This window comes from Vibrio rhizosphaerae (genome assembly GCF_024347095.1).
GTDB classification, from domain to species: domain Bacteria; phylum Pseudomonadota; class Gammaproteobacteria; order Enterobacterales; family Vibrionaceae; genus Vibrio; species Vibrio rhizosphaerae.
Map to the genome: position 1 here is coordinate 775,999 of NZ_AP024904.1, position 23,798 is coordinate 799,796.

Genomic DNA, 23,798 nt, shown 5'->3' on the forward strand with positions numbered 1-23,798 from the left:
CGCTGACATGAGTGCGTTTTTATGTAAACAATGAACAAACCATTTGTGGAAACAAATTTGTGTACCAAAGTAAATATCAATGACATTTAATTGTTATCCGATCATACATCCTCTCTATTCAGCATCTGATATACTCAATAAAAAATGAATTACCTTCTGAGTTGACTGACTCTGTTGTGCAATAAAATCTATATAGGCCCCGCTTTTATTCCCACAAACCGGGCGGCCAACTGTATACACCTTTGTCTGATGGTCAATCCATGATACAGATGGCTGATTTTCTTATTGATACGTCATGTCTATGACACCAGAATTTCAGCGGTTATGGCCTCTAACTTGACACCGAAGCTCGATATATTCGGCAATGTCGCATTATGATGAGCCCGAATTTGTTCACCGGTCGCGTGCGCTTTGTCATGAGTGGTATGTGCGTTTGCCACCAGAGTGACTGGATAACCCAGACCTGCGGCCCGCCGGGTCGTTGTATCGACACAGAATTCTGTGGCATAGCCGCAGATATAAAGATGCGCAACACCGAGCTCTTGTAACAACGCCGTCAGGCTTGTACGTAAAAATGAATCCGGCGTGGTTTTGCGTACCAAATGATCGCGGTCTTCCACATGTAATGATGACTGCAACTGCCAGCCTTCACAGCCATACTCCATAGGCGTTCCCGCTTGTTCGTGTTGAATGAAAATGACCGGAATATGCTGATGGCGCGCCCAATTTGTGATTTGATTAATTCGGGTTAAAACTTCATTTTTTTCAAACGGTTGAGGCGTTGATTCAAATAAAAAATTCTGAACATCAATCACAAGTACTGCCGATTTCATAAAATTTCCTTTGTAAGCCGGTAAACGCCTTTCCGCACCCGAAAGGTCCCTATCAACACCAATAAAACTGGCATTTATTTATAGCAAACTGCGACCGTAATTCCCACGCTCAATTGTGTATCCACCATAAAAAAATACAGCCAATCCAACCGATAAATGACAGGCATAAAAAAAGCCAATCACAAAGTAGTGATTGGCTATCAATATGAACAAATTAGGTTCACTAACAACGTCAGTTGGCTAGGTGACCCTCGGCTTAATAAGGGTCAATGCATATAAAGCACAATACGTGCCAATTTTTCATAACCTATTAAGATAATGATTTTATTATACTTTTATTTAAACAACTTAGTTTTATTGCATACACAGACATAACTAAAATGCAAAATAAAAATCAATTCCCATTTTGCAAAAAAACAGACTGAACGGTCCACACCACTTCGGTACACCAACTCGCCCCCACAAATGCACTCAATTGCAAAACAACTATACTCATTGAATGGCACGCAATCATTTTATCGATATGCTTTTTGACTTTTTTGATTGGTTATTCTGATGTAATGCTTTTATCTGGCAGAGAGATTCTCGTAATATACTGACTCAAAAAGAAATATGCCGAGTCATTCCAAATTTCGGCATGATAAAAAACACTTATCCGGACCGTGGTCAATATGGCCACTCATTACATGGAGCTTGTATGAATATTCAGAGTTTACGCTCACAACTACTGATATTAGCTGTACTCATCAATTTACTCATTAGCTGTTTTTTTACTTACTTCTCTTACAGTAATGAGAAAGAGCTTTTACTGAAAAGCATTGACGCACAACTCACCATCAGCGCAACCGCATTACCGACCATTCTCGGGGCCGACTACCAAGACCGAACCAGCGTCAGTGATGATGAATACCTGCAACGTGTGAAAGAGATTTCTGCGTTTGCCAAACGAGCCCACATGACTTATGTGTACACCATGGTCGAAAAGAACGGCAAAATATTTCAGAGTTTTACCAGCGCACCGGATACCACGATTGCCGATGGCACATACGAGCGTTATATGAGCGAATATGAAGATGCGAGCGATCTGCTGCAAAGCGTCTTTCAAAACCCACGCGTGACCTACGAAGACTATGCCGATGACCAAGGCAATTTTCGGTCGGTGTTTATTCCTTTTCACTCCCCGAATGGCAAATTATATATCGCGGGTGCTGATGTACCGATTGACCACATTAACAAAACCCTCAATGGGTATTTGATGACCAACGCTGAAATTGCCTTATTGGGCTTTGTATTATCTACCATGGCTTTCTGGTTTTTCTGTACTCCCTTACTACGCCATCTACAAAGAATTCGCGCCCAGCTTGCTGCCGCTGCGGAGCATCTCGATTTAACACACCAATTTGATAGCAAAATCAAAAATGAACTCGGTGCGATCAGTGAGGATATGAACCGGCTGTTCACTCGTTTTGCTGCCGGTATCAATCAGGTCAGTGAGGCCGCGAACCATAACGTGCAGCTCTCTGACCAAGTGTCTGAAAACGCACACAGCATCCAGCGCAATCTGACCCATAGTCAGGAACAAGTCGGCAGTACCAACCATCGTAGTCATGCCATGTATGATCAACTGGCAGCCAATGCCGATCAGAGCACTCAGCTTTCAACAGAGCTGAGCAACGCTGTCGCGGAACTCCATAATATTGAAGCAACCTTCTCCAATCTCGATCAAGCTGTGAATCGTAATCTCAAAAATGAACTGACCCTGTCAGAGCAGTTAACCGCACTCAGTAAAGACACCAAAGAGATTAATTCAATTCTCGATATGATCCATTCTCTGGCCGATCAAACTAATCTGCTGGCGCTGAATGCAGCCATTGAAGCTGCCCGGGCCGGAGAAGCGGGACGCGGGTTCGCGGTAGTTGCAGATGAGGTACGTTCACTCTCTGTACATACCGAAAAAAATCTGGGACTGATTCAAGAAACGCTTTCCCGGATCACCACCAGCATCAGCGATGCATGTCATCAGATGGACAATTCAGTCAATGAAATGACGGCACTGACAGAAGCGTCGCAGTCAGGCTATGAGCAATTAAAACATTGCGCCAGAACGATTCTTAATCAACAGGAAAAAATCACCCTTTGGGTGGAAGACAGCCAGCAGACACAGCAGCAAGCGAATGAGATTCAGAAAGACATGGATCTCACCGTCACTCAAATCACGCAGGCCTATGCCGATACCGAACGAGTCTCCGGGGCGGCGGCTGAGCTGGAAAGCAGTGCGAGACAGCTCCTGAATCTGAGCCATCAGTTTAAAACCAACTGATTGAAACGGATGTGATGATTCTTCCAGCCTATCGCGCAAGACAGCCGAAATCATCAATTCGTGCTGTCTACGTTCGGGCAGGTGGTCGAGTGAAGTCTTCATATCTGAATGATTTGCATCGGTTAGTGAACAATGCCCCCAGTGTGGTGAGCTGCCGTGCAAAAGTCTATGGGTTTTCATCGGTTTAAATCTATATCACTGCCTTTTCCCGAGTCACTTCACATCACTTTATTTTTTATGCTGCAATGTTGAGGTGCCGGTGCGAGTGAGGCGTCAGAATGGAAAAGGTCTCAATCTCTACTCAAGCTTATTTTTGGACAATTTCGCGTTAGCAGTGAAATTAAATCACCTTATGTTGGATGAAACAATGTATGGAAAGCTTCTGAATTTATGGGTGATTTATGTCAACCACTGTACAAATCTTGGATCAAAGCTAATGAATACGTTAAAATGTAATCAAGTAAAGGCAAGAGGCTAATCAACATGAAAAAAACAGAAGCGCCAAAGAAAACACAAGTAGCTTCCCGTAATTTCTCTCCGCAATTGAGAAACTTGGAGATTAGTATGTCTTATGAAGGGTTAAGTTTGAAGAGAAAGCAGCCACAGTCTCTGGAAGCACTGAAACGCCAATATGCGAGATAAATACGGAGTAAACCAAGACCCTTACTGCTACCCCGATTCAGATGTACTGATAAACCTGCTAAATCTTCGTGATGCAGATGCTCTTGCTGAAGCTGAATCTCAGTTTGTGCGCTTCAGATATATGGAATATGTTTGTAAAATAAATGTTTTAGAAGATTTCACTCTAGAGCATTTTTTGCAGTCACATCATGTGCTTTTTCAAGATATATACGCCTGGGCTGGACAATTCCGTAATATTGATATTTCCAAAGGCGAAACTCACTTTTGTAATTGTCAGTTTATAGGTCGTGAACTTGCTAAACAGCTTAAACGGCTTCCTACATTGCGCGAGTGTGAAGATAGAGAAGCGGTTGTGGCACTCACTACGGATATTTTCTGCGAGATAAATGTCATTCATCCTTTTCGTGAAGGCAATGGCCGCTCCACTCGCTTCTTCTTTGAAGAGTTATTGTTTGTAGCTGGTTACGAGATAGCGTGGCCCGCAATCTCGAAGGAAACATGGATAAAAGCAAACATTGATGGCTTCTATGGCGATCTTAAAGGGCTTAATGTTATCTTTGATCAAGCTATTCAACACCGCATGTAAGGCTTAAGATTCTAGCCCATATACCAAGCCACTCACCACTCAAAATACCCATACCAATTGCTTCAGGCAATTCACGTCCACTATAGGCACTGAGAACTACAGATACTGTATTAGGAAAAGTAGGTCAATCTATCGACAAGACTTTGCTGACGGTCTTAGCTCAAAATCATTTTGGCATTTCTGAGCTAGAAGTGCCTACCTTGAAGGTTCTGGACAGAAACGATTCTCCATCAACACGATTAGATTTATTCTATGCAGGGTTTATCAGTGAGTATTCAATCTTTCATTTATCCTGCTGGTCAGGTGAATTAGCGCCTTGCTCTCTCCATACCCAACAATGTTTTTTTGCGCTCGAGCCCCCAGCGGTAACCGCCTAAAGAACCGTCATTACGCAATACCCGGTGGCAGGGGATAAGAATCCCAACCGGATTTTTGCCACAAGCGGTTCCTACAGCGCGAACCGCCTTCGGATTATCAATATGCTCTGCAACCTCACCATAGCTCATCACGTCCCCTTCTTTGATACTTAATAAAAACTGCCACACCTTAATTTGGAACGCCGTTCCTCTGATATCAAGAGGGACATCGGGTCTGGGAGCGCCCTGACTAATATGCTGATCTAAAGCCAATATCCAGCTATCCAGCTCTGGTTTGTCTTGTGCCGCAGAAAGTACCAGCCGAGCCTCAGGAAACTCATCCCTTAATAGCGTTAGCAAAGAATTTTTGTCATCACCAAACTGTACTGAGCATACCCCCTTATCTGTCGCAGCCATTATCATGTCCCCAAGCACCGTCTCTCGACACGCATAATGGATAATTTCACCTTTACCGCCAGCTCTGTATGCTTTTGGCGTCATGCCTATATTTCTGGTTGCTTCACCATATACCCGACTGATTGAGCCATAACCTGACGAATAAATCGCACCAGTGATACTCTCTCCCTCTTTTAACGAACGCTTAAATTTTCGCATTCGTACTGCATCCTGATAATGCTTGGGAGATACACCAAACATGTCTTTAAATGAGCGTTGTAATCTGGAAGGTGAAAGCCTTGCAATATTGCCTAACTGAGTTAGTGTTATTTTGTCTTCGGCATGCATTTCTATATAGCGAGCCACATCGATTAGCTGATGAGTACGCTCGCCCTGTCCTGTTGGATTGCAACGCTTACAAGGACGAAAACCTGCTCGCATTGCAGATTCAATATCTAAGAAAAATCTCAGATTTTCTGGATTTGCCGCTTTGGTTGAACAGGAAGGCAAACAGAATACACCGGTGGTGATGACGCCATAGTAAAAATGTCCGTCAAAAGATCCATCTCTCTGCGCGACCGCATTTTTCATTTCATTATCAGATAACTTTGGCATAGCTACGCTCACTGTTTCGCGTGATTCATCAGTATCTCATCACACAAAGTTTGATGATACCATCCGATTCTTGCTGGTTAATTCGAGTATGTTGATTAATCCCTTAATTTGAATATGGCGCAATTTTCGGATGTTTAAGAGCGGTTCACATCGCTAACATGAGTATTCATTAAAACCCAAACGACCAATCAGGTATCACCTAATGAATACAAACTTTATTATAAAACCAATTGAAAAGAGCATGTTTAGTGAATACTTGAACCTCAATGATCAACAACTTGAAAAATTCAGCGCAAAATGGTTGATTGCAGACTCAAAGCCGGGTTTCCCATGTCGGGTATCTTTAAAAGAAGCCGAGATTGGTGAGAGGATTTTACTCATCCCGTACAAATATCATGACGTAAACTCACCGTATAAAGCTTCTGGCCCTATTTTCATTCGTGAAGATGCCGTAGAGGCAAAATTGAACATCAATGAAATTCCCGAAATATTAACTCAACGACTACTGTCTGTAAGAGCATATAGTGAAGATAGTCTGATGATTCATGCTGAAACGACTTTGGGCTCTGGTTTGGAAAAGATTATTTGCAATATGTTGACCGACGCCAATGTTAAATACCTACAGGTTCATAATGCGAATCCTGGTTGTTTCAACTGTACTGTTTACAGAGCCTAGATAGATCAAATCCGGTATGAGACACGCAGACTGGAAAATCGTCCAAACGAATTATTATTATGCAAATATAAAATCGAGAGTAACGATGTTAAATCGTAATGGTTTGGGGGAGATTTTGATCATCGCCCCTCAAGCGTTTTTTACAGATTAGGGAAAATAATTAAGGCGGGATGCCATTTTCTTGTTTTGTCTTAACTCATGTGTTGCTCAAAATTTGGTATCTCACCCAAGTTGTCCAGCCAATTGAGCTTTGACTCGCAGAAAACATTTACCTGTGGCTCGGGTAAATGATCAGAATCAAGGCTGTACAAGTAAACTAACGCTAAACCCGGCAGACGAGGGTTTTTGTTGTAAATAGCGGTTCCACAATGACCGCAGAAATGCTTCACTGCGTTTTCTTTTAACGTAAAGGCGCTTAATTCACCCGTGGTTAATGCAAATTCATTTTCTAATACAACGCCGTATGTGGACACTGGCATACTATTCATTTTCCGGCACTGATTGCAATGGCAGTTGACAACTTTTTTAATATCACCAGTCAACTGAAATTGAATCTCCCCACACTTACAACTTCCACTATAGTGGTTCATATTTTTCTCCTAAAGCAAAGCATAGCACTTATTAGTCGGCCAAAAACCGTTTTTGGCGCCCCTTGTAGTGGCACAGTAAAAATTAGTGGCACAGTAAAAATTAGTGGCACAGTAAAAATGCCACGCGTTGCGAATCACTCTTAAAAAGTTTGTATGGCTCTGGTGAAAAAATTAAGGTTTCCAGAATTCCAACGCACCGTCTGGCAGTTGTGAGAGTAACCGATCAAAAGCTTCTTCATTCACATGGCGCCTCAACGCTTGCGCTATATCGCGAATCGCATTTTCTGTTGAAAAATTATGTTCTGCTCGTAATAGTTTCACTTCCTCTGTCATTTTCTCACGAGATTCAAAAGCTTCTCTTTTCTCATCAACATCCCAGTCGGTAACGAATAAGGCTTTGAGACATGTTGGAAGGACATTAGCAAAAGCAATTGCTTCTTGTATGGATATTCTTCGGCGAAAAACTTGAAATACACTTTGCGTCATCGTGTATGTGACATGAGTACTCCATAGTCCTGATGTATCTCTTGCATCAACAAGGTATTCATAAAATTTTGCTGAAGCTTGTTCATATTCAAGTGGCACTGTCATGATTAATTCTCCCGTAGTCAAAGATGCTAGCCTAACGCCGCGTTAAGGGGCGCGTCAAATGTATTGAATAAATTGAATATTATCTCTTTAGGGCGTTTGGCTGGATTATCACTCAGTGAAATCTCAACGATGTTTAATGAAAACGATGAATTGGCTATTGACCGAGCTTTGCTTACTCAAAAAACGATAGAGATTGATGCGCAAATTAAACGGCTAAAAGCGGTACGAGATAGCCTAAATCATGTAGCAACTTGCCCTCAACCATCTCACTTAGAGTGCCCGTCATTCCAAAAAATGATGAAATCAGTTAAGCACTATATGTCTTAGGAGCCGCATAGAAAGCCCTTATTCTCCAGTCGTTAAGGCCATCAATCAACACGCCGATCAGCTTCTGTAACACCCAAGCTTCCAGCGTAGCTTTCTAGATACGATTTAAACTCGTTATCGGTGGAAAAACCACTACGCTTCCAGCTTCCGCAGACAAACTGCTTCCACCAGCGTTTTTAGTTTTTCCACTTCACCTTGCAGATACGCCAACTCTTCTTCAGTGATTTCATAATGCATTGAGTAACGCGCGTCGATATAAGCGCGTTGCAGGCGGCGAAAGCTGCGGCGGTGGAATTTGTCATCCATCGGGAAAATATCGGCAAAGGCACGGTCTTGCTCTGCGCAGTATTTTTTCAGCTTTTCGATATTATGGGTTTTCGGCAGGTAGTTGGTCAGAACCAGCAAGGTGCAGGCGAAAAACCGCTCTGCGGCTTGGTGTAATTCAAAAGCCGCTTTATTCACATAACCTTTGTCTATCGCAATCTGTGAAAATTCTAAAAACTCTCCTGCACTTTGAAACCACTGCTCAAAATGCCCTTGTGCAATGTCACGGCGTTCTTCATCGGTCAGATCGCCCGGCTCGGCCAGTTCCTTCGGGGTAGCGGCAAAGATTTCGATGCCCTCTTCGCGGATATCCTTAAAAAAATAATGACCTTGTCTGAGCTGTTCATTCACTTCTGCCAAGGTATGCACAATCAAGCCCAGCGGTGCACTTGTGACTTTGCGGTCGATCTGCTCTTCCGCTCGACGCCAGACCAGATCGTCTTCCACCAGTGAGGATTGGTTAACGATCACCAGAATGTCGTAGTCACTGACATAGCCGTTGGGAATATCCCTCACCCAACCGCCTTTGGCATGGCTGCCGAACAGAATGATTTTCAGGATCCGAAACTCGGCTTTACTCCCCTGCTTACCGACGATGTATTCTTCCAGCGTATCGCGCAAAATAGTGGAAATCAGCGCCAACTCATGCTGTTTACGTTCGGGCAGATGATCGAGTGAAGTCTTCATATCTGAATGATTTGCATCGGTTAATGAACAATGCCCCCAGTGTGGCGAGCTGCCGCACAAAAGTCTATGGGTTTTCATCGGTTTAAATCCATATCGCTGCCTTTTCCCGAGTCACTTCACATCACTTTATTTTTTATGCTGCAATGTTGAGGGGCTGGTGCGAGTGAGGCGTCAGAATAATGGAAAAGGTCTCAATCTCTACTCAAACTTATTTTTTGGGCAGAAACGTGTTAGATTTTCAACTCTATTCGGTGAGTTTCGGATTAAATTTTCTATGGCTTAACGTTAAGCTAAATGGTACCTCCACAATAGTTACCACAAACTCATAATTTCAAAATACAAGTGGCAATTTTAAATGCATTCATTGGAGCATGTTGTTAGCATAATTTCTTAAAGCGAGTATGAAAGTGACTTAAATGCGCTCTTGCGGTAGTGATGTCATTTATAATGCTCTGTAATTTTTCAACATCAAACTGCTCATGGGTTTTAGAAAGACCTTTGTTATTTGACTTCAGTGATACTGGAGTACCCTTGCTTGGACTGGAGAATAACCAACCACCATGAGTAACACTATTTCTCTGTGTCGCGGTATCTTTTAGTTTTTTATCCAAGTCTTTGAGGACATCTTGGAAGTCTAAACCTCTGCTACGACATTCGATGTGATAAAGCTGTAGAAGCTTCATTGCTTTTTTCTTAAACATCATTTCACCGATAAACGCATATATTTTTTCAGCGTCATCAGCAGAAAATAAGTCACAAATATAGTATGAGATCTCGTCTTCTAGTGCATTGAACTCTATGATTACACGTGACAAGTTCATACCTACGCTATCTAAATATTTAATAAGCTCATCGCTAGAACTGTAAGGCTCAGGAGCCCCAAAAATTAGGCTTTGTTTTATTCTGTAATCGCTCATTTTTGCTCCATCATGCGAACGCCTGCGTACTGGGCCGATTGTGGTGCCCCGGAACAAATCGGTCCCGTTGACGAATTTGTTAGACTGACACAGAGGCATAAGCAGCTTGTAGCTCGCGTTCAGCACCTTCTACCGTTAATGGGCCAGCAGACCTTTCCTCAAGGATGCCTTTTATATGCTCCCAACACTGATCTACGTCAGTTAAATCCCTGTCAGTAAAAGTGACAGTTGTTATGCCATATTTTTCAAAATAAGCGTTACGTTTGTCTGCTTCTTTACTCCACTTCACCGAAAGCTCTTCGTTAAGTGTCTTTTGAGTTTTTTTAGTACTCCCTGCAATAGACATATGCGAAGATGCGGGGCTTATTTCAAAACCAACCATTCTCATGGCGTATGGGTTAAGTACTGAAAAATCCAAACGATAAAGGTGTTTGACCTCTTTACCTGCATACCGAAGCTCTGGGATTAACAAAGGCACAGACTCTGGGGCGTCGCTTTCCCTGATGTAGTCCAAATATCGCGTTGAAATCGCTTGCTCATACTCAGAATTAGAGACACGAGCCAATACCGTTTGATAAAAGGTCAGGAACGCCTGAATATCTGGAAATATCACAGGATCTTCACTTTCTGGCGCTATCAAGCCAGTCTCCAAAACATGTTCGACGGTCCAGTATGCATAATTTTCACGTCGCATCTGGCTCTTATCATTTGTCCATTCGCCAAAACGATGTGTCGGTGAGATCAAAAGCCCCCAGACCAGCTTCCCGGAACCAAACCAGACTTGCCAAAGGTTTTGGTCGGGTTTTGCTCTCACTCGAGCTTCAAAATTACGGTAGAAATTCCTCTCTAAAAATCGATGAATGTAGTCATGGAGAAGCTCGTCCTGAAGCATCTCTGGAATTATTTCTTCTGTTCGCTTTCGATCCCCGAAATGGCGACGACGGGCGATATGCGCTTTTTTCTCAATCACTTGTTGTGTAAGCCCATTAAGCCACCGCGCGATAAAGTCTTCTGGAGAGTGAAATTGCATCCGAACACTATCTACAAAGGTGTTGTTATTTCTACCAATGTGAGCGTGCATTTGATGAACATTCGATTTGCGACCAAGGATCCGGGAAAAGCGAACCAACGCTTCCTCGCGCATATGCTCAAGTCGTGAAGAAAGCTCTTCTTCTTTCCTTTGAATGTCTTTAGTTAGTGTCATCATATTCTCATTGATTAAACTTCGTCTAACGCCTGCAATAATGTGCCCCACACTGAGCCATCGAACTTCATACCAAAACCGCAGAGTGTAACGGGTCACCTTGATTGCTTGTTAGCCCTTTTACTCAGGTAAGCTAAATGTCATCGTATCGCAGTCAGGCTCTGATGTAATTGATGGAACTACCGAACCAAACAAGTCTAAAAATGATGTCGCCTCTACAGATTGTGGCGTTACATGTGCTTCAATATAACTGTGTAGTTTGATACCAGCATTCATAGCCAATGGAACGAAGTTAATAAAAATATCGTTCTCACCAACCCCTGCTTCCTTGGCAGAAAACTCAATTAAATCAGCGTTAACATAATTGCGAATGATATCTGAAGCTGACGCGCGAAGCCTTGACTCCGCTCTTGGGAGTTCTAAAAGCTCTTTTATATCTCCCCATGAGATCGGAATGTCAAAGAAGCGGCCCCCTTTTTCCTCTGGGTTAGCAAGAAAGTTAGCATAATAATACGTATGTTCTGTGTTAGGTGTCGCTGCAGTTTGAACATGATAATTGTATATGCTTCTTATTCTGTTTGCTTTGTTGAGATGGCGAGCATTTCTGATTGCTAATACCACACAAAGCTCCGGTGTGTCATACCAATCAACTGGAGCATCAAGCTCTTGTTGCATTAAATCGTACAAATTGTGAAACGCATTTAGCATTGCATTTACTGCTGTTTCCACGTTCCCAATAGCTTCTGGACGATCAATTGAAATAAGCTTCTTGTAACGAAAATTAGCTTCAACTAATACTCTAAATGTTTGAGCAAGATCTTCAAAAGAATGACTTAAAGGCATGTTTATTCTCCAGTGAATAAATTTGTCCCAATATAACAAACTATTTGCTTATTGGATTTGTACTCCATCAACTTATGGTGAATTGAGTGCTAACGCCGCCTAATGAGCAAGATTCTGGACATAAACGTGTTACGGTTGACCAGCGCAAAGCGTCGTTGAGCAAAGCTAGATACGAAATTACAGTCTAGAATTGACTAAAAGGTATCTGTCAAGTCGGTAAATATTTTATTATGACACTTACTACATAATATATTGGATTGTCATTATGGGGCCATAAATGCAGAAAAAAATAGGTATATTTATCATTATCGCTAGTGTACTTGGTTCTTTAGCCCTTTTCTTCAACATACACTGGTGGGATGGTTATAGCTTCTTTTACAATATAACCCGAGGATATGTATATGCGTTGTGCGAAGATTCAGTGTCAATATGTAGTTCAGGACCAATAGTCACTCCATATGGAGTCACTTTAATTTATTTTAAACATGTAATTATTTTTCCAATTATTACATTTCTATTAGGGCTAGCTATGTATTTAGAAATTCTTCCAAAATTCATATATAAATCATAGACTAACGATAAATATTTACATTAACTATGCGAGAAAAACGATCTTACCTAGCTTGTTAGATCGATGTTTTTTGCAAAACCCTAATTGCCGCCAACATTACATTTTTTGCGTTATTTTCGAAGTCTATAGATTTAGGATTTGGTGCAAAAATATTTTTAACATTTAATTCATCATTTGATGGATTTTGAAAATGCATAACGTAATTTCTTATATTTTTTAATCTCTTAAGGAGAGATACACTCTTCTTCAGTTATCCAGCCCCTACAAGCAGCCTATTCTAACAATTTATCACTTCTTTCCTTTGACATTTTTCGTTCACCCAGAAACCATAGTCTCCCAGCAATAGTTCGTTCTATAAATGAGAAACCAAGTGCTATGGCTGAAATAAACTGCCCATTGATATATATTTCTACCGCCTCTTGAAAAACTACCTTTGAACGTTTCCCATCCTGAAGGAAATAGAGATCTCCCTTTTTCATTTTTGATAAAAGAATTAATAAACGATCCAATTTCCCAGAACCTACCAGCAACTCTTCCAAATTAATAGTATGCGTAAGGTCGAAATCCAACTCATCATGGCTCATATCTAACTCGTAATCTCTAACAGTATATTTTTGGCTACTAGCTCGCTCCTGCGTATTCTACCCAAGAGGATTTACAGCCCCGCTTGTCTCTTTATTTTGTTTACCTACCCAATTTTTAAATCTTTCTTGATATGTGAAACAATGATCACATCATCATAGCCTGAATCAAATCCATATCGCTGCTTTTTCCGAGTCACTTCACATCACTTTATTTTTATGCTGCAACGTTGAGGTGCTGGTACGAGTGAGGCGTCAGAATAGCAAAGGCCGCAGACGAATATCTGCGGCCTTGAATAGCGCGAGAAGTATCAGATTGAAATGCCTCCTCGCGAATGTGTTGCTTCATTGTGGGCAAAAAATATTTCGCCCACGCTGATGAAGGCCTATGGCGCGACGGCTTTACCACTGTATGGGTCGATCCGGCCGGGGCATAACCCTTTCGCTTTCAAATTACGGGCAATTTGTGCAATGGCGTTGTTGGTGTTTCTGTAGCCATCGTGCATTAAAATCACCTGTCCGTTTTGTAGTCGGTTGGCGGCATTGACAATGGCGCTGGTGCTGGCGTTGTTCCAGTCTTGGGAATCCACATCCCAGGTAATCACGCGCATTCCAAGATTTTGTGCTGCCTGCTGGATGGTTGAGTTCACCTCACCATATGGCGGACGGTACAAAGTCGGTGCCGGTGCGCCAGCATTTTGGATGGCCTGATTGGTCCGGCTAAGCTCGTTGATAACTTGCTGATAACTGTAACGAGTCATGTGGGGATGGGTATAGCTGTGGTTTTGTGGCTGACCCACCTCTTTCATGCGAGAGATCAGCGACGGATTATTACTGGCGCGCTGCCCCCAGACAAACCATGTGACCGGTTTAAGATTGTTTTGCTTCAGCAGGTTGACCAGTGTACTGGTATTGCTGGTCGGGCCGTCATCAAAGGTGATACCGACATAACCGTTACACTGGCTATTATTACCACCGTTGTTGCTTCCGCCGTTGGCAGAGCAGTTGCCGCTAAAACAAGCATCGGTATTCCCAAAGCCAATCACACCGTTACAGTCCATATTGCCAGAGTAGGAGCCGCCACCGCACTTACCATTGTCATAAGTAGAGGTGTTGTATTCCATATCTGTGGCTTTGCGGGTTTCACCGTTAACATAGACCGAGTCTAATACGACATCACGACCAGTCGCATCGTTGTCATATTGAACCTGAATATCGCCGGCGGCTCTGCCGCGGTAGGTATACTCTTGGAAACTGTTGCTGAGGTTCCAGTCGGCGACTACAGTTCCGTTAATCAATAGGTTGATGTGTTCTTGACCGCTGATACCCATTGCGCGAACCACAATGTCGGTACTGCTCGGGCCGACGCTGCCACCACCGTTGTCACCGTTATTACTGCCACTACCCAGAACGATGTTCGAGCTACCACTGCTTTGATAGCCTTCAGTCGCCATAATCATGTAGTTGAATTTGCCGAGGTTCAGGCCCTTGCTCGCCCATGCATCAAAGTGATTGCCGGTGGTAATGGTTCCGCCGGTGCGTTTTTGCTGGCGCACACTCCAGTATTGATAGAATGTAGATTTATTCCCCTCAATCGAAGGTTTGTCGACCCGCAGGGTGCGATAAATATCATAGGTGCCGCCGTCGGTATTCACGGTGCCGTAATAGGTTCCGCCAGTGCCGGGACGATAGCTGCCCCAGTTATCGACAATGTAATACTCAATCAGCGGATTAGTTGTCCAGCCGTACAGTGCCAGATAGCCGTTGCCGGATGGGTTAAAGGTTCCTGAATAGTTCACGGAGCGGCGTCCGCCGGGGTTCCAGCCTTTACCGCCAACCCAGTTGCCAGTGTTGCGCCATTGCGAACTGTAATTACCGCCGTTTCCTAACGTCATCGAGACGGTGCCCGGGGCGTCAGTCCAGAAAGAATAGTAGTAACCGTTATGGGTCCCCGTTTCGTTCGAGGTGAGTGTTTTTGCTTCACTGACAGTTGCTGACAAAGCGGCCGCAGTGACGGTCAGAATCGTCAAAAGTTTTTTTGTGCGACTGGCAGTGGTTTTCATTATGGCCATTCTAATTCTCCAGTTTGGCCTCTCAACCAATACCACTTACAGAGGTGGGGCCGTTAAGTTCAATTTGTTTTTAAGAACAATTTGTTTTTAAGCACAATTTGTTGGTTTTAAGTACAAGTTGGTTTTTAAGTACAAGTTGTTTTTTAAGCGCAGTCCGTTTTTTAAGGACAATTTGCTTTCTTACAAACAAACTTTTTTGACTTAACACACTACTTTATGATGAAAAGAGTTAAGTGGTAAATATTGTAGAAGCCACAACCAGAATGAACAATATAATTATTGCCGAAGGTGAACATACTTAAAATAAAAATTAATTTGATAATCCTACTATGAAAAATAATAAAAATTTCACTTTATAAGAACCAACCGTGATAACAATCCAATATTTAACACCATTTAATGTTAGATTTAAAAACAGCTTTTATTTCATTATGTTAAATAATACATCAATACCAAATCCAATATATAAATGTTAAACACCACACCCAAAATATATCATCAAACTCCAAAAAATCACTATTTACAACCATTTAAAAAACCTTACATGATGGAACCCATTTCAATTTTATTTATCGGTAATTATATATTTCAACCAATTCATATTGAGTTTGCCATTTCCTTTATTCAAACTTCACCAAATTTCAGACAGATATATTCTCAACGCTTGCTCTTCGACAATATAGCCGCACCCGCAGTTAGCCGGATGAGCGTACTGAGTATCCAGAGATCCCCTCCCCTTACCGATATAACAATGACCACGGGATGCCTGCAAAAAATGGGAAGCTGATGATGACCACGACCATCAGGCGCATCACACAGAGCAGATAAACAGACCGGCATAAAAAAAGCCAATCACAAAGTGGTGATTGGCTATCAATATGAACAAATTAGGTTCACTAACAACGTCAGTTGGCTAGGTGACCCTCGGCTTAATAAGGGTCAATATAAATAAAGCACAATGTGTGCCAACTTTTTAAAATAAAGTTAACTAATTGATTTTATTTACTTTGTGATTGACACTCTTTCAATTGCGCGAGGTTTTATTGCATACACCGACATAGTTAAAATGCAAAATGAAAACCGAGTCTCATTTTGCAAAAAATCCATGTCACCCAGCTACATTGCTATGAGATACATCGCGATAAGGCACATGTCCTCAGAGCAATTCATATCCTCAGGACCATTCATATGCTCAGAACCATTCACCGCACATGACCTCGAAAACTGGCCCCAAAGTGAACGAAGACCGCCTTCCGGCGCATACGAATAAAACCAATTGACGTGACATTGGCGGCAAGTTTGCGTTTCTTTCCTCTCAGTTATGAAATCACACTTATACTGATCAGGATGATGTCACGAGCAGAAGAAGAGGGAAAATGATGAATTTTAAGATGATATCACTTTTCATGACTGGTTTTATTCTCACGCTGATGATTCCCCTGAGCGCCCAATCAGCCCCCGAAGAAAGACAAAATTGTGTCACCGTGATTACCTCCGGTAGTACCAACCGACCGTTTTGGTCAAAGGTGATTGAAGGCGCGACTCAGGCAGGTAAAGAATTGGGAATGAAAGTTTACGCCAGAGGAACCGTTGAAGATTCCGATTCTGCCGGACAAAAATTTGTCTTAGAAAATACGATGAAGCTGTTTCACTGCCGTGGTCTGGTCATTGCCCCTTCAGATGTCAGTCGCAATCAGGATATGACCCGCTTCAAAGCAGAGGGCATTCCGGTCATTTATATTGATCGGGATACCGGCGGTGACCGACTGGCTTCCGTGACAACAGATAACTATGCAGCGGGACAACTGGCCGCTCAAAAAATGGGGGAAGCATTAGGGAATCAGGGAAAAGTCCTGCTTTTTCGTCTGAAAAAAGGGGTGGCTTCAACCGATGCCCGAGAACGCGGTTTTGCTGATGAGGCCCGAAAAATTGGGCTGACAATTATCGCCGATACTTATCTGGGCACTCAAGTCGGTGATGCGCGGTCAAAGGCTGCGAAACTCCTGAATCAATTCTCGCATGTCGATGGCATTTTCACCCCCAATGACACCACGACAATCGGAGTGCTGATAGCACGAGAAAATCATCCCACCCAATCGGACATCATTCACATCGGCTTTGATGAACAAGAAATGATGGTTGAAAGCCTCAAAGATGGCACACTGTACGGCTATATCATTCAGCTTCCGTTTAAGATGGGCTATCAGGGGGTGTGGTTAATTCATGAAGCCCTGCAGGGAAAAACCGTTGAAGGTCAGTTACACACACCGATTAAGTTTATTTCCCGGCCTCAACCCAACCCGACACCATCAAAGGCAGCCTTAAAATAGTCAGGCATACAAGCGGATATGTATCAATCATATCGAAGGCTCTGATAAACGCGGCTCACCGATCCCCCATAGGCAATCACCCATAAAAAAAGCCAATCACAAAATGGTGATTGGCTATCAATATGAACAAATAAGGTTCACTAACAACGTCAGTTGGCTAGGTGATCCTTCGGCTTAAAAAGGATCACTTAGATTAATGCAGTATACATGCCAACTTTATTTATCATTTTAACTAATTGTTTTTATTGAAAATTATTTATTAATAAATCCATTCATAGCATATTGACACATAGTATTCTCTCAAAATGAAAATATTTTCTCATTTTGCAACACGCTATGTTGAAAGCGTTTTCTTCCCGGTCATGCGTATCCGCCCGCCCGATTTACTCGTACGTTCGCCGCGGGGCTAACATTTCATACACTGCGAACATCAGCAGCAAACAGCCAAAGACAATCAATACGGTCGTCATCCCTTCAGAGCCAAATGTATCGAGCATCGCGCCAATGAGCAGTAAACCGATAATCCCGCCGGAAGAATCCATCAAGGTGTAGCTCATATTGGCTGACATCTGATCCTGTTGGCAAAAACGCTCTCCCATCACCGTGAGACCGATGCCGTAAATGCCGCCCATGCATCCCCCCCAGACAAATAGTAATACCAGCGCCACCCAATATTTTGCATAGACCGCCATAGATAAAAAAACCGCACAGACCACGGAGCCAAAAATACAACACAGCACCACCGTCCGCCGGTTCAGAATCGAGGCAAAAGCACTCATGAGAATCCCCAGACTGACACTGCCAATCATAAACATCGTGAGCAAGAGCTGAGCCTGTGGTTCAGACAGACCATTATGCAACCCGTACAGGGTCAAAAATCCCGGCAGTCCAAAAAAGCTAATGCCGCCGACAAAGGCAGCCACCAGAATAATTTTGGCGTGTCGGAATGCAAAGCTGAACCGGACAACACCCAAACGATGCATCGCCTGCCCCCGCGCTTTCAGACCGAGACAGAGCAGTAACGGCAATAATGTAATCAATGCGCCGGTCTCAAACCGCCAGTTTATGGTGAGATGAACCAGTTGGACGATAATCGGCCCCAAAGCGATCCCGCAAGAGAGCGCCGAAGAGTACAGCCCCATCGTTAAGCCTTTCGCTTTGCCTTGCACGCTGATATTCAACCACGTTTGCAGTAATACCAGCAGCATCCCGGTTGATAAGCCGTAGCTAAAAATGCCGATCAACCATAAACCATAGTAGCCGGCGTGGGCCATCAGCAACAGACTCAGGGCTCTGGATAACGTTAATATCAGTAGCGATACCAAAATACCAAAATGGCCGAGATACCGGCTCAACGGGCGGTAAAAGAGTAAAACACCGATAATCTCAAATGCCATGGCGATGCCGATAGCCGTGTTGCCAATCCCTTGTGCATCCATCACCACCGGTATCGTGACATAGTTGATCCCCGAAGAGAGCTGAACCAGTAGCGTGGCCATAATCAGTAAGATCGGTGCATACGTTTTCATTCGCTTCTCTCCTTGCTGACTTGCCAAGAGATACTCAGCACACCGTCATCGGTCAGGGTCAGTTCGCTGCTTAACTGTTGCAGCAAATAAATGACTTTTAAGAGATGTAACTCCATTGCTGACAACGCAGCCAGACGATGGGTCATATTTTGTGCGGCTGAAATCTTGAACAGCCGTCGGCATCGGGTCCACTGCCTTTCATCCTGGATGGAAATCACGGTGAGTAATTGCCAGTGATCAAGGCATTCCCGCTCAATCTGAGTTTGTGCGCTGACAGGCTGATGTAGAATCTGACTGAGGCTGCTGTAAAATTCACAAAACGTATCCAATAAAATTTGGCAGTCCCCTTGCACCGGATGCTCGATCTCACCGAGCCATTGATGCGACCCATACGCTTCCTGTCGGATGTATGTATTCAGCTTGTCGAACCAATCCGTCAGGTAGAACGACTCAATCACTGTCGTCATATCACCAAAGCTCAGCGCATAGCCATACACGGCCTGATGATGGGGTTCTGCGGTATGAAGCTGAGGCACAGTTTCGACCCGATCCGTTGCATCGGTCTGTCCGGCGGCTCCGGTGCTGATGTTGTCAGAGTCAGATTGTCGCTCACGGTCAGTCGGTTGCTCCCGGTACGATTCGGGTAACAAATGAAAGCAATATCGCACGACTTCCAGCAAGACATCCCGGCGATAACGCATTTGGGCCAGCGTCTGATCTGCGTGCATCCTTGTGGTTTCGAGCGCGTTCAGGTTGTTGACATGTGCACGACGCATCCACCAGACCACCATGCCTGTAATCAGCCCGATAAACAAAATAATGATCTTGGCTTTGCTGAACACCTGCTGAATATGACTCAGTCGCTTATAAAAACCGCTTAATTCCAAGTCCATTGCCAGCACGCCGACAAATTCTCCCTGCGCATCATAAAACGGTGCATAGGCACTGATAAATGTGCCCCACTGATCCTGATAAGGCACGCTGGAAACACTGACCTGCTGATGCTGCAATGCCGTGACCAGTTCCTGCGGGGCGTCATCATACAGCGTCATTAATGCCGGTGGCGGGTCGGGTAATCCGTCTCCGTCCCCATCATTCTGCGGGCTGGGGTTGACGACAAAATAGACGCCATCCGGCTGGAGAATACAGGTGTAGATATACCGCACATCGGTCGCGGCCTGCCGGATTCGCTCCATATGCATCGCCATAGTGTGATATTGGGGGTCATCCGGTGAGGTATCGGCCTGAAAATGGCGATGGATGTCCCCGTCTAAAGTGGTTGCCGAGGCACTGACGGTGGATATCAGCCCGGCTTTAATCTGATCTTCCAGAGCGCTGACCGATTTGGCATATAACAGATAAGTGGTCATGCCTAACAGCCCGATAAAAACCGTCGCGGCAAGGGTGGCATCAAACCATGTCCGTGTTGATTGAGAGAATTTCATAAGTCGCTGTTCACCCCGATTAAGACACTCATAGCAATGAGAAATAAAGCTGGGAAAATGATCCGGCAGCGCGGGATCACCGACTCGACAGGCCGTCCTTTTTCAGCCCGGATTTTGACAAAGACGATCACGACAATCGCCGCAAAAATACTGACATATCCCATGATGACCATCCGCTCGATCAACGTGGTATACGGCAGTCTCGGCAATAAGCTGCTGGTATAGAAGGTGTAGGCCACCACCGTCAGCATCATGGTAAACGAGGTCATCAGACGTTCAGAAAAACCTTCAATCCAAAAGACCGCCCATGACGCCACTAAAATGAGAGACAGCGGCAAAATGAAGCGCCAGAGATAGTAGTCCGGTTTGCGTAATGCCGGAATGCTAATCGTTAAGCGAGAAAAATGACTCAAGGTGCCGCTGTGTAAGTGGGCATAATCGGAGCGACTCACACGGGCCTGAGGCGCACCTTCCATTTGCCACTCACTGAGCGCTTGATTCTCCAGCGCTTCCACATTAATCCGGGCGGAGCCAAAGATGAGTTGTTTCTGTTCATAAGAGAAGGGTTCCATCATCAGCACAAAGATCTGATGGTCAAAAGGAAATTGGCGAAAGTCCATCGTGGTCGTGAATAACCCCTGAAAGCGCTCATTGTAAGTCACGCGCCCATCCGCCGTAATCACCACCCGTCGGTTCGCCGTCTGACGCTGGCCGATAATGTTGATAAACTCAAATGCCGGAACCCACAGCCCGTCATTCATCAGTTGCTCGGCATGGCGATTCTCATACACCCGCTCACCGCTGGCGGGCCGGTAAGTCGGGTCGGGTTCATCCCAAGACGTCACCAGATAGCCGTCAACTTTATACGTCTGATCGACCGTATTCACCCCATAGATTTTGTTGATCGAAACTGAGGTATCCACCACATATTGCGCGTATAGCGCAGGGGAACAGAGCCAGATGAAGCTGGCAACGATTGCTCGTATGCTTTGATACCTCATCTCTGATACTCCGTACAAAAACCATCACGATGACGCATCGAGCACAGATCGGTCAGCGGATTTTTGGATCGGGACGGCGTAAAAAAAGCACCGGGCTGAGCAAGGGCATCCAGTAATCGTTCAATCATGGCTTGGGTCACATGGCTTAAAATGACGACATGACACATGCGTTGTGGTCGCCCGCCGATCACCACATCATTCTGTGCTAAAGAAAATTGTTCGATCACCGTAGGATTGGGCGTAGTAAAACGGACAATATTGCTGTGATGCGGCCGCGGCATCACCCGTAACCGTTTGCTGCCCGGATCCAAGTGTTGAAATAACTGCTCAAGACGACGCTGGGTCTCATTTGCCAGAGATTCATTGGCTCTGGCCAACTGTTGTAAGCCAGTCTGCCCCAACTGGGTGAGAATATCCCAGAGGTTGAGAGCAAAGATGCCCTGACGGGAACCCGAGACGGTAGAATCGCGGCTGCCGATATACACCGGCCGCGCCGATGAGCCGACTTTGTAGCGCTCCTGCATCAGATAAACCCCGCAAGCCCACGGCATTCCCAGCCATTTGTAAGGGCTGGTACACAAGGACATCACTTCCGGATGGCGAAATTCATGGGGCTCATCGGTAAGAGACGAAGGGGCGGTACCGGTACGCAAATAGGGAGAAAAGTTAGCAGCTAACGCGCCGTCAACATGAATCCAATAACGCCGCTGCTGCGGGGTATTCTGGCCCAAAAGCGGCTTGAGACGCGTCAGAATGGTATAAATCGCATCACTGCCACCACTGAAGGTGGTGCCATGATTCAACACTAAAATAATCGGATGCTGCATCGCGACGAAAAATTCAACCAACGCATATAAATCGTCCACGATCACCGCATCATATTCATCAACCGCCAGCGGTTGCTGCCAGTCCCCCTGATTAATCGGGCATGTGCCCAGTTGCGGCCCGATCTCATGGAATAAGCTGACGCCGACCATCTGACTGACTTTATGCATCGAATAATGCGTCGCGCCCGAGCAAATTAATACGGGGGGATGCTCAGTCGTGACGGCCTCCGCATAACCTTCAACCGGATAGCCCCGCAAGAAATCCCGCGCATTCCAGAGTGCATACAGATTCCCTTCGGTTGACCCCATTGCAGTGAGGTATCCCCAGTACCGGCGCTGGGTGTGTGCTCCGGCAAAACCAAAGAGCTGTGCATAATAGTCCAGTACCGCCCGCTCAAATTGTTTGGCGTTGATCCGGTAACTGCCCTCTTCAAATCCGTCACCGAGATTAAGCAAATTCAAGGAAAGAAAAGGCAATAGCCTTGCGGGGAAATCAACCCGTTGATTGGTCTGATATCCCAAAAAAGATGCCTTCTGCTGATTGAGTGTGATGAAATAGTCTGACAGGATCGCTTCTTTTTCAGTCCCGCTCAGACAACTTTCCCCGATCGCTAATTTCTGCTGCATTGCTCTCATTCATTACCTCATTCTGATGCTGACCGATCACATCAATTACACATGATGCATATAGCGATAGATTAGAGAGGTAGCCACGTAATTTCGCGGTGAAACAGCAAGGTTAAACGGGGAGAAAAATGTAAATGATTCTTATGGTGTATCCTGAGAAGGTTCGATCTATAATAAACAAATGATTAACATTTAATCATAATGTTTAACAAAATGGCCGTACTGACAACCGCAAATAAGGGGCTAACGATGAGTAATCATGTCTGGGGATTATTACACCATCCGGAACGCGAATGGCGTAACATTAATGCTGAACACGAAACGATCAGTCACCTCTATTTACATCATGTATTGTGGATGGCGGCGATCCCGGTGGTCTGTTCCTTGATCGGAACCACACAAGTGGGCTGGACATTTGGAGGAGAAGAGACCTACAAAGTGTCGCTGATGAACGGACTTGCGCTTGGCGTGGCATTTTATGCTTTAATTTTGCTCGCTGTCAGCCTTGTCGGAAGCCTGATCTACTGGCTCGCCCGTAAGATCCCGAATCGCCCGACCCAGCGAGACTGTATTATCTTTGCCGGATATGTCGCCACTCCCATGTTCCTGAGTGGTATTTTTGCCATTTATCCGGTGTTCTGGCTGTGTCTGCTTGCCCTGATCGGCGGCGTGATTTATACCGCTTATCTGCTCTATAAAGGGACCCCCAGCTTTCTGGGTATCAGCCATAAACGCGGCTTCATTCTCTCGGGGGCCACGCTCGGAGCGGGTGTGTTGATTTTGGAAGCCTTACTGGCCGTGGTGGTACTTCTCTGGAGTATGGGCTCTGAGCATAGTGTCGTTTGGCAGTTCTTTTAGCCAATCTTTTCGCCACACACGACACACTGAAGACTCGGCCGACAGACCGC

20 protein-coding genes are annotated in these 23,798 nt (G+C 44.6%); 6 read left to right on the forward strand and 14 right to left on the reverse strand.

What is annotated here, in order from left to right; translation table 11 throughout:
- Nucleotides 1–299 precede the first annotated feature (299 nt).
- On the reverse strand, nt 300–833 hold the full coding sequence (locus tag OCV37_RS18525; RefSeq protein ID WP_038177895.1) for a cysteine hydrolase family protein: 534 nt from the start codon (nt 831–833) through the stop codon (nt 300–302).
- A gap of 697 nt (nt 834–1,530) precedes the next feature.
- On the opposite strand from OCV37_RS18525, the gene OCV37_RS18530 reads away from it, so the two are divergent.
- A complete protein-coding gene (locus OCV37_RS18530; RefSeq protein WP_038177894.1) occupies nt 1,531–3,153 on the forward strand; it encodes a methyl-accepting chemotaxis protein in 1,623 nt (540 codons plus the stop codon).
- Nucleotides 3,154–3,784: 631 nt separating this feature from the next.
- Nucleotides 3,785–4,381, forward strand: a complete 597-nt coding sequence (locus OCV37_RS18535; RefSeq protein WP_038177893.1) for a Fic/DOC family protein — start codon at nt 3,785–3,787, stop codon at nt 4,379–4,381.
- Between the two features lie 308 nt (nt 4,382–4,689).
- Here the strand turns inward: OCV37_RS18535 and OCV37_RS18540 are convergent, their stop codons facing one another.
- Nucleotides 4,690–5,748 carry a bifunctional transcriptional activator/DNA repair enzyme AdaA gene (locus OCV37_RS18540; protein ID WP_038177891.1) on the reverse strand — a complete coding sequence of 353 codons (1,059 nt, stop codon included), beginning with the start codon at nt 5,746–5,748 and terminating at the stop codon, nt 4,690–4,692.
- Between the two features lie 202 nt (nt 5,749–5,950).
- Between OCV37_RS18540 and OCV37_RS18545 the strand changes: the two genes are divergently transcribed.
- A complete protein-coding gene (locus tag OCV37_RS18545) occupies nt 5,951–6,424 on the forward strand; it encodes a DUF1203 domain-containing protein (protein WP_038177890.1) in 474 nt (157 codons plus the stop codon).
- Nucleotides 6,425–6,615: 191 nt separating this feature from the next.
- On the opposite strand, the gene OCV37_RS18550 is transcribed toward OCV37_RS18545, so the two are convergent.
- A complete protein-coding gene (locus OCV37_RS18550; protein ID WP_038177889.1) occupies nt 6,616–7,014 on the reverse strand; it encodes a GFA family protein in 399 nt (132 codons plus the stop codon).
- Nucleotides 7,015–7,185: 171 nt separating this feature from the next.
- Nucleotides 7,186–7,605 carry a DUF2267 domain-containing protein gene (locus OCV37_RS18555; protein ID WP_038177888.1) on the reverse strand — a complete coding sequence of 140 codons (420 nt, stop codon included), beginning with the start codon at nt 7,603–7,605 and terminating at the stop codon, nt 7,186–7,188.
- A 63-nt stretch (nt 7,606–7,668) separates the two neighbouring features.
- Between OCV37_RS18555 and OCV37_RS18560 the strand changes: the two genes are divergently transcribed.
- On the forward strand, nt 7,669–7,932 hold the full coding sequence (locus OCV37_RS18560) for a MerR family DNA-binding protein (RefSeq protein ID WP_084717383.1): 264 nt from the start codon (nt 7,669–7,671) through the stop codon (nt 7,930–7,932).
- A gap of 132 nt (nt 7,933–8,064) precedes the next feature.
- Here OCV37_RS18560 and OCV37_RS18565 read toward each other — a convergent pair whose 3' ends face one another.
- The 6 genes from OCV37_RS18565 to OCV37_RS19770 all read right to left on the reverse strand — a co-directional run bounded on the left by OCV37_RS18565 (nt 8,065) and on the right by OCV37_RS19770 (nt 15,131).
- On the reverse strand, nt 8,065–9,021 hold the full coding sequence (locus tag OCV37_RS18565) for a HEPN domain-containing protein (protein ID WP_084717382.1): 957 nt from the start codon (nt 9,019–9,021) through the stop codon (nt 8,065–8,067).
- A gap of 299 nt (nt 9,022–9,320) precedes the next feature.
- On the reverse strand, nt 9,321–9,860 hold the full coding sequence (locus tag OCV37_RS18570; RefSeq protein ID WP_038177886.1) for a hypothetical protein: 540 nt from the start codon (nt 9,858–9,860) through the stop codon (nt 9,321–9,323).
- A 79-nt stretch (nt 9,861–9,939) separates the two neighbouring features.
- Nucleotides 9,940–11,067 (reverse strand): topoisomerase II, encoded by a 1,128-nt coding sequence (locus OCV37_RS18575; protein ID WP_261888152.1) that lies wholly within the window; start codon nt 11,065–11,067, stop codon nt 9,940–9,942.
- A gap of 117 nt (nt 11,068–11,184) precedes the next feature.
- The gene (locus OCV37_RS18580; RefSeq protein ID WP_038177885.1) at nt 11,185–11,907 is read right to left on the reverse strand and encodes a hypothetical protein; all 723 of its coding nucleotides are present in this window, start codon (nt 11,905–11,907) and stop codon (nt 11,185–11,187) included.
- A gap of 843 nt (nt 11,908–12,750) precedes the next feature.
- On the reverse strand, nt 12,751–13,062 hold the full coding sequence (locus tag OCV37_RS18585) for a hypothetical protein (protein WP_038177884.1): 312 nt from the start codon (nt 13,060–13,062) through the stop codon (nt 12,751–12,753).
- 383 nt (nt 13,063–13,445) lie between these two features.
- Nucleotides 13,446–15,131: a glycoside hydrolase family 11 protein gene (locus tag OCV37_RS19770; RefSeq protein WP_084717381.1), complete on the reverse strand. Its 1,686-nt coding sequence runs from the start codon at nt 15,129–15,131 to the stop codon at nt 13,446–13,448.
- A gap of 1,406 nt (nt 15,132–16,537) precedes the next feature.
- Between OCV37_RS19770 and OCV37_RS18600 the strand changes: the two genes are divergently transcribed.
- Nucleotides 16,538–17,461, forward strand: coding sequence for an ABC transporter substrate-binding protein (locus OCV37_RS18600; protein WP_038177882.1), 924 nt, complete (start codon nt 16,538–16,540; stop codon nt 17,459–17,461).
- Nucleotides 17,462–17,844: 383 nt separating this feature from the next.
- Here the strand turns inward: OCV37_RS18600 and OCV37_RS18605 are convergent, their stop codons facing one another.
- The 4 genes from OCV37_RS18605 to OCV37_RS18620 are packed head-to-tail and all read right to left on the reverse strand — an operon-like array spanning nt 17,845 to nt 22,890.
- Nucleotides 17,845–18,990 (reverse strand): MFS transporter, encoded by a 1,146-nt coding sequence (locus OCV37_RS18605; protein WP_038177881.1) that lies wholly within the window; start codon nt 18,988–18,990, stop codon nt 17,845–17,847.
- Entirely contained in the window at nt 18,987–20,435 is a 1,449-nt protein-coding gene (locus tag OCV37_RS18610; RefSeq protein WP_051680230.1) for a PDC sensor domain-containing protein, read from the reverse strand. The genes OCV37_RS18605 and OCV37_RS18610 overlap by 4 nt, the downstream gene beginning before the upstream one ends.
- Nucleotides 20,432–21,436, reverse strand: coding sequence for a ligand-gated ion channel (locus tag OCV37_RS18615; protein WP_084717379.1), 1,005 nt, complete (start codon nt 21,434–21,436; stop codon nt 20,432–20,434). The genes OCV37_RS18610 and OCV37_RS18615 overlap by 4 nt, the downstream gene beginning before the upstream one ends.
- A complete protein-coding gene (locus OCV37_RS18620) occupies nt 21,433–22,890 on the reverse strand; it encodes a pyridoxal-dependent decarboxylase (protein WP_051680228.1) in 1,458 nt (485 codons plus the stop codon). The genes OCV37_RS18615 and OCV37_RS18620 overlap by 4 nt, the downstream gene beginning before the upstream one ends.
- 249 nt (nt 22,891–23,139) lie before the next feature.
- Between OCV37_RS18620 and OCV37_RS18625 the strand changes: the two genes are divergently transcribed.
- Nucleotides 23,140–23,748: a Yip1 family protein gene (locus tag OCV37_RS18625; protein ID WP_038178014.1), complete on the forward strand. Its 609-nt coding sequence runs from the start codon at nt 23,140–23,142 to the stop codon at nt 23,746–23,748.
- Nucleotides 23,749–23,798 lie beyond the last annotated feature (50 nt).

Excerpts from the sequence above, each read along its gene's own strand:
- OCV37_RS18525 (WP_038177895.1), bottom strand. The coding sequence starts at position 833 with ATGAAATCGGCAGTACTTGTGATTGATGTTCAGAATTTTTTATTTGAA.
- OCV37_RS18530 (WP_038177894.1), top strand. The coding sequence starts at position 1,531 with ATGAATATTCAGAGTTTACGCTCACAACTACTGATATTAGCTGTACTC.
- OCV37_RS18535 (WP_038177893.1), top strand. The coding sequence starts at position 3,785 with ATGCGAGATAAATACGGAGTAAACCAAGACCCTTACTGCTACCCCGAT.
- OCV37_RS18540 (WP_038177891.1), bottom strand. The coding sequence starts at position 5,748 with ATGCCAAAGTTATCTGATAATGAAATGAAAAATGCGGTCGCGCAGAGA.
- OCV37_RS18545 (WP_038177890.1), top strand. The coding sequence starts at position 5,951 with ATGAATACAAACTTTATTATAAAACCAATTGAAAAGAGCATGTTTAGT.
- OCV37_RS18550 (WP_038177889.1), bottom strand. The coding sequence starts at position 7,014 with ATGAACCACTATAGTGGAAGTTGTAAGTGTGGGGAGATTCAATTTCAG.
- OCV37_RS18555 (WP_038177888.1), bottom strand. The coding sequence starts at position 7,605 with ATGACAGTGCCACTTGAATATGAACAAGCTTCAGCAAAATTTTATGAA.
- OCV37_RS18565 (WP_084717382.1), bottom strand. The coding sequence starts at position 9,021 with ATGAAAACCCATAGACTTTTGTGCGGCAGCTCGCCACACTGGGGGCAT.
- OCV37_RS18570 (WP_038177886.1), bottom strand. The coding sequence starts at position 9,860 with ATGAGCGATTACAGAATAAAACAAAGCCTAATTTTTGGGGCTCCTGAG.
- OCV37_RS18575 (WP_261888152.1), bottom strand. The coding sequence starts at position 11,067 with ATGATGACACTAACTAAAGACATTCAAAGGAAAGAAGAAGAGCTTTCT.
- OCV37_RS18580 (WP_038177885.1), bottom strand. The coding sequence starts at position 11,907 with ATGCCTTTAAGTCATTCTTTTGAAGATCTTGCTCAAACATTTAGAGTA.
- OCV37_RS18585 (WP_038177884.1), bottom strand. The coding sequence starts at position 13,062 with ATGAGCCATGATGAGTTGGATTTCGACCTTACGCATACTATTAATTTG.
- OCV37_RS19770 (WP_084717381.1), bottom strand. The coding sequence starts at position 15,131 with ATGGCCATAATGAAAACCACTGCCAGTCGCACAAAAAAACTTTTGACG.
- OCV37_RS18600 (WP_038177882.1), top strand. The coding sequence starts at position 16,538 with ATGACTGGTTTTATTCTCACGCTGATGATTCCCCTGAGCGCCCAATCA.
- OCV37_RS18605 (WP_038177881.1), bottom strand. The coding sequence starts at position 18,990 with ATGAAAACGTATGCACCGATCTTACTGATTATGGCCACGCTACTGGTT.
- OCV37_RS18610 (WP_051680230.1), bottom strand. The coding sequence starts at position 20,435 with ATGAAATTCTCTCAATCAACACGGACATGGTTTGATGCCACCCTTGCC.
- OCV37_RS18615 (WP_084717379.1), bottom strand. The coding sequence starts at position 21,436 with ATGAGGTATCAAAGCATACGAGCAATCGTTGCCAGCTTCATCTGGCTC.
- OCV37_RS18620 (WP_051680228.1), bottom strand. The coding sequence starts at position 22,890 with ATGCAGCAGAAATTAGCGATCGGGGAAAGTTGTCTGAGCGGGACTGAA.
- OCV37_RS18625 (WP_038178014.1), top strand. The coding sequence starts at position 23,140 with ATGAGTAATCATGTCTGGGGATTATTACACCATCCGGAACGCGAATGG.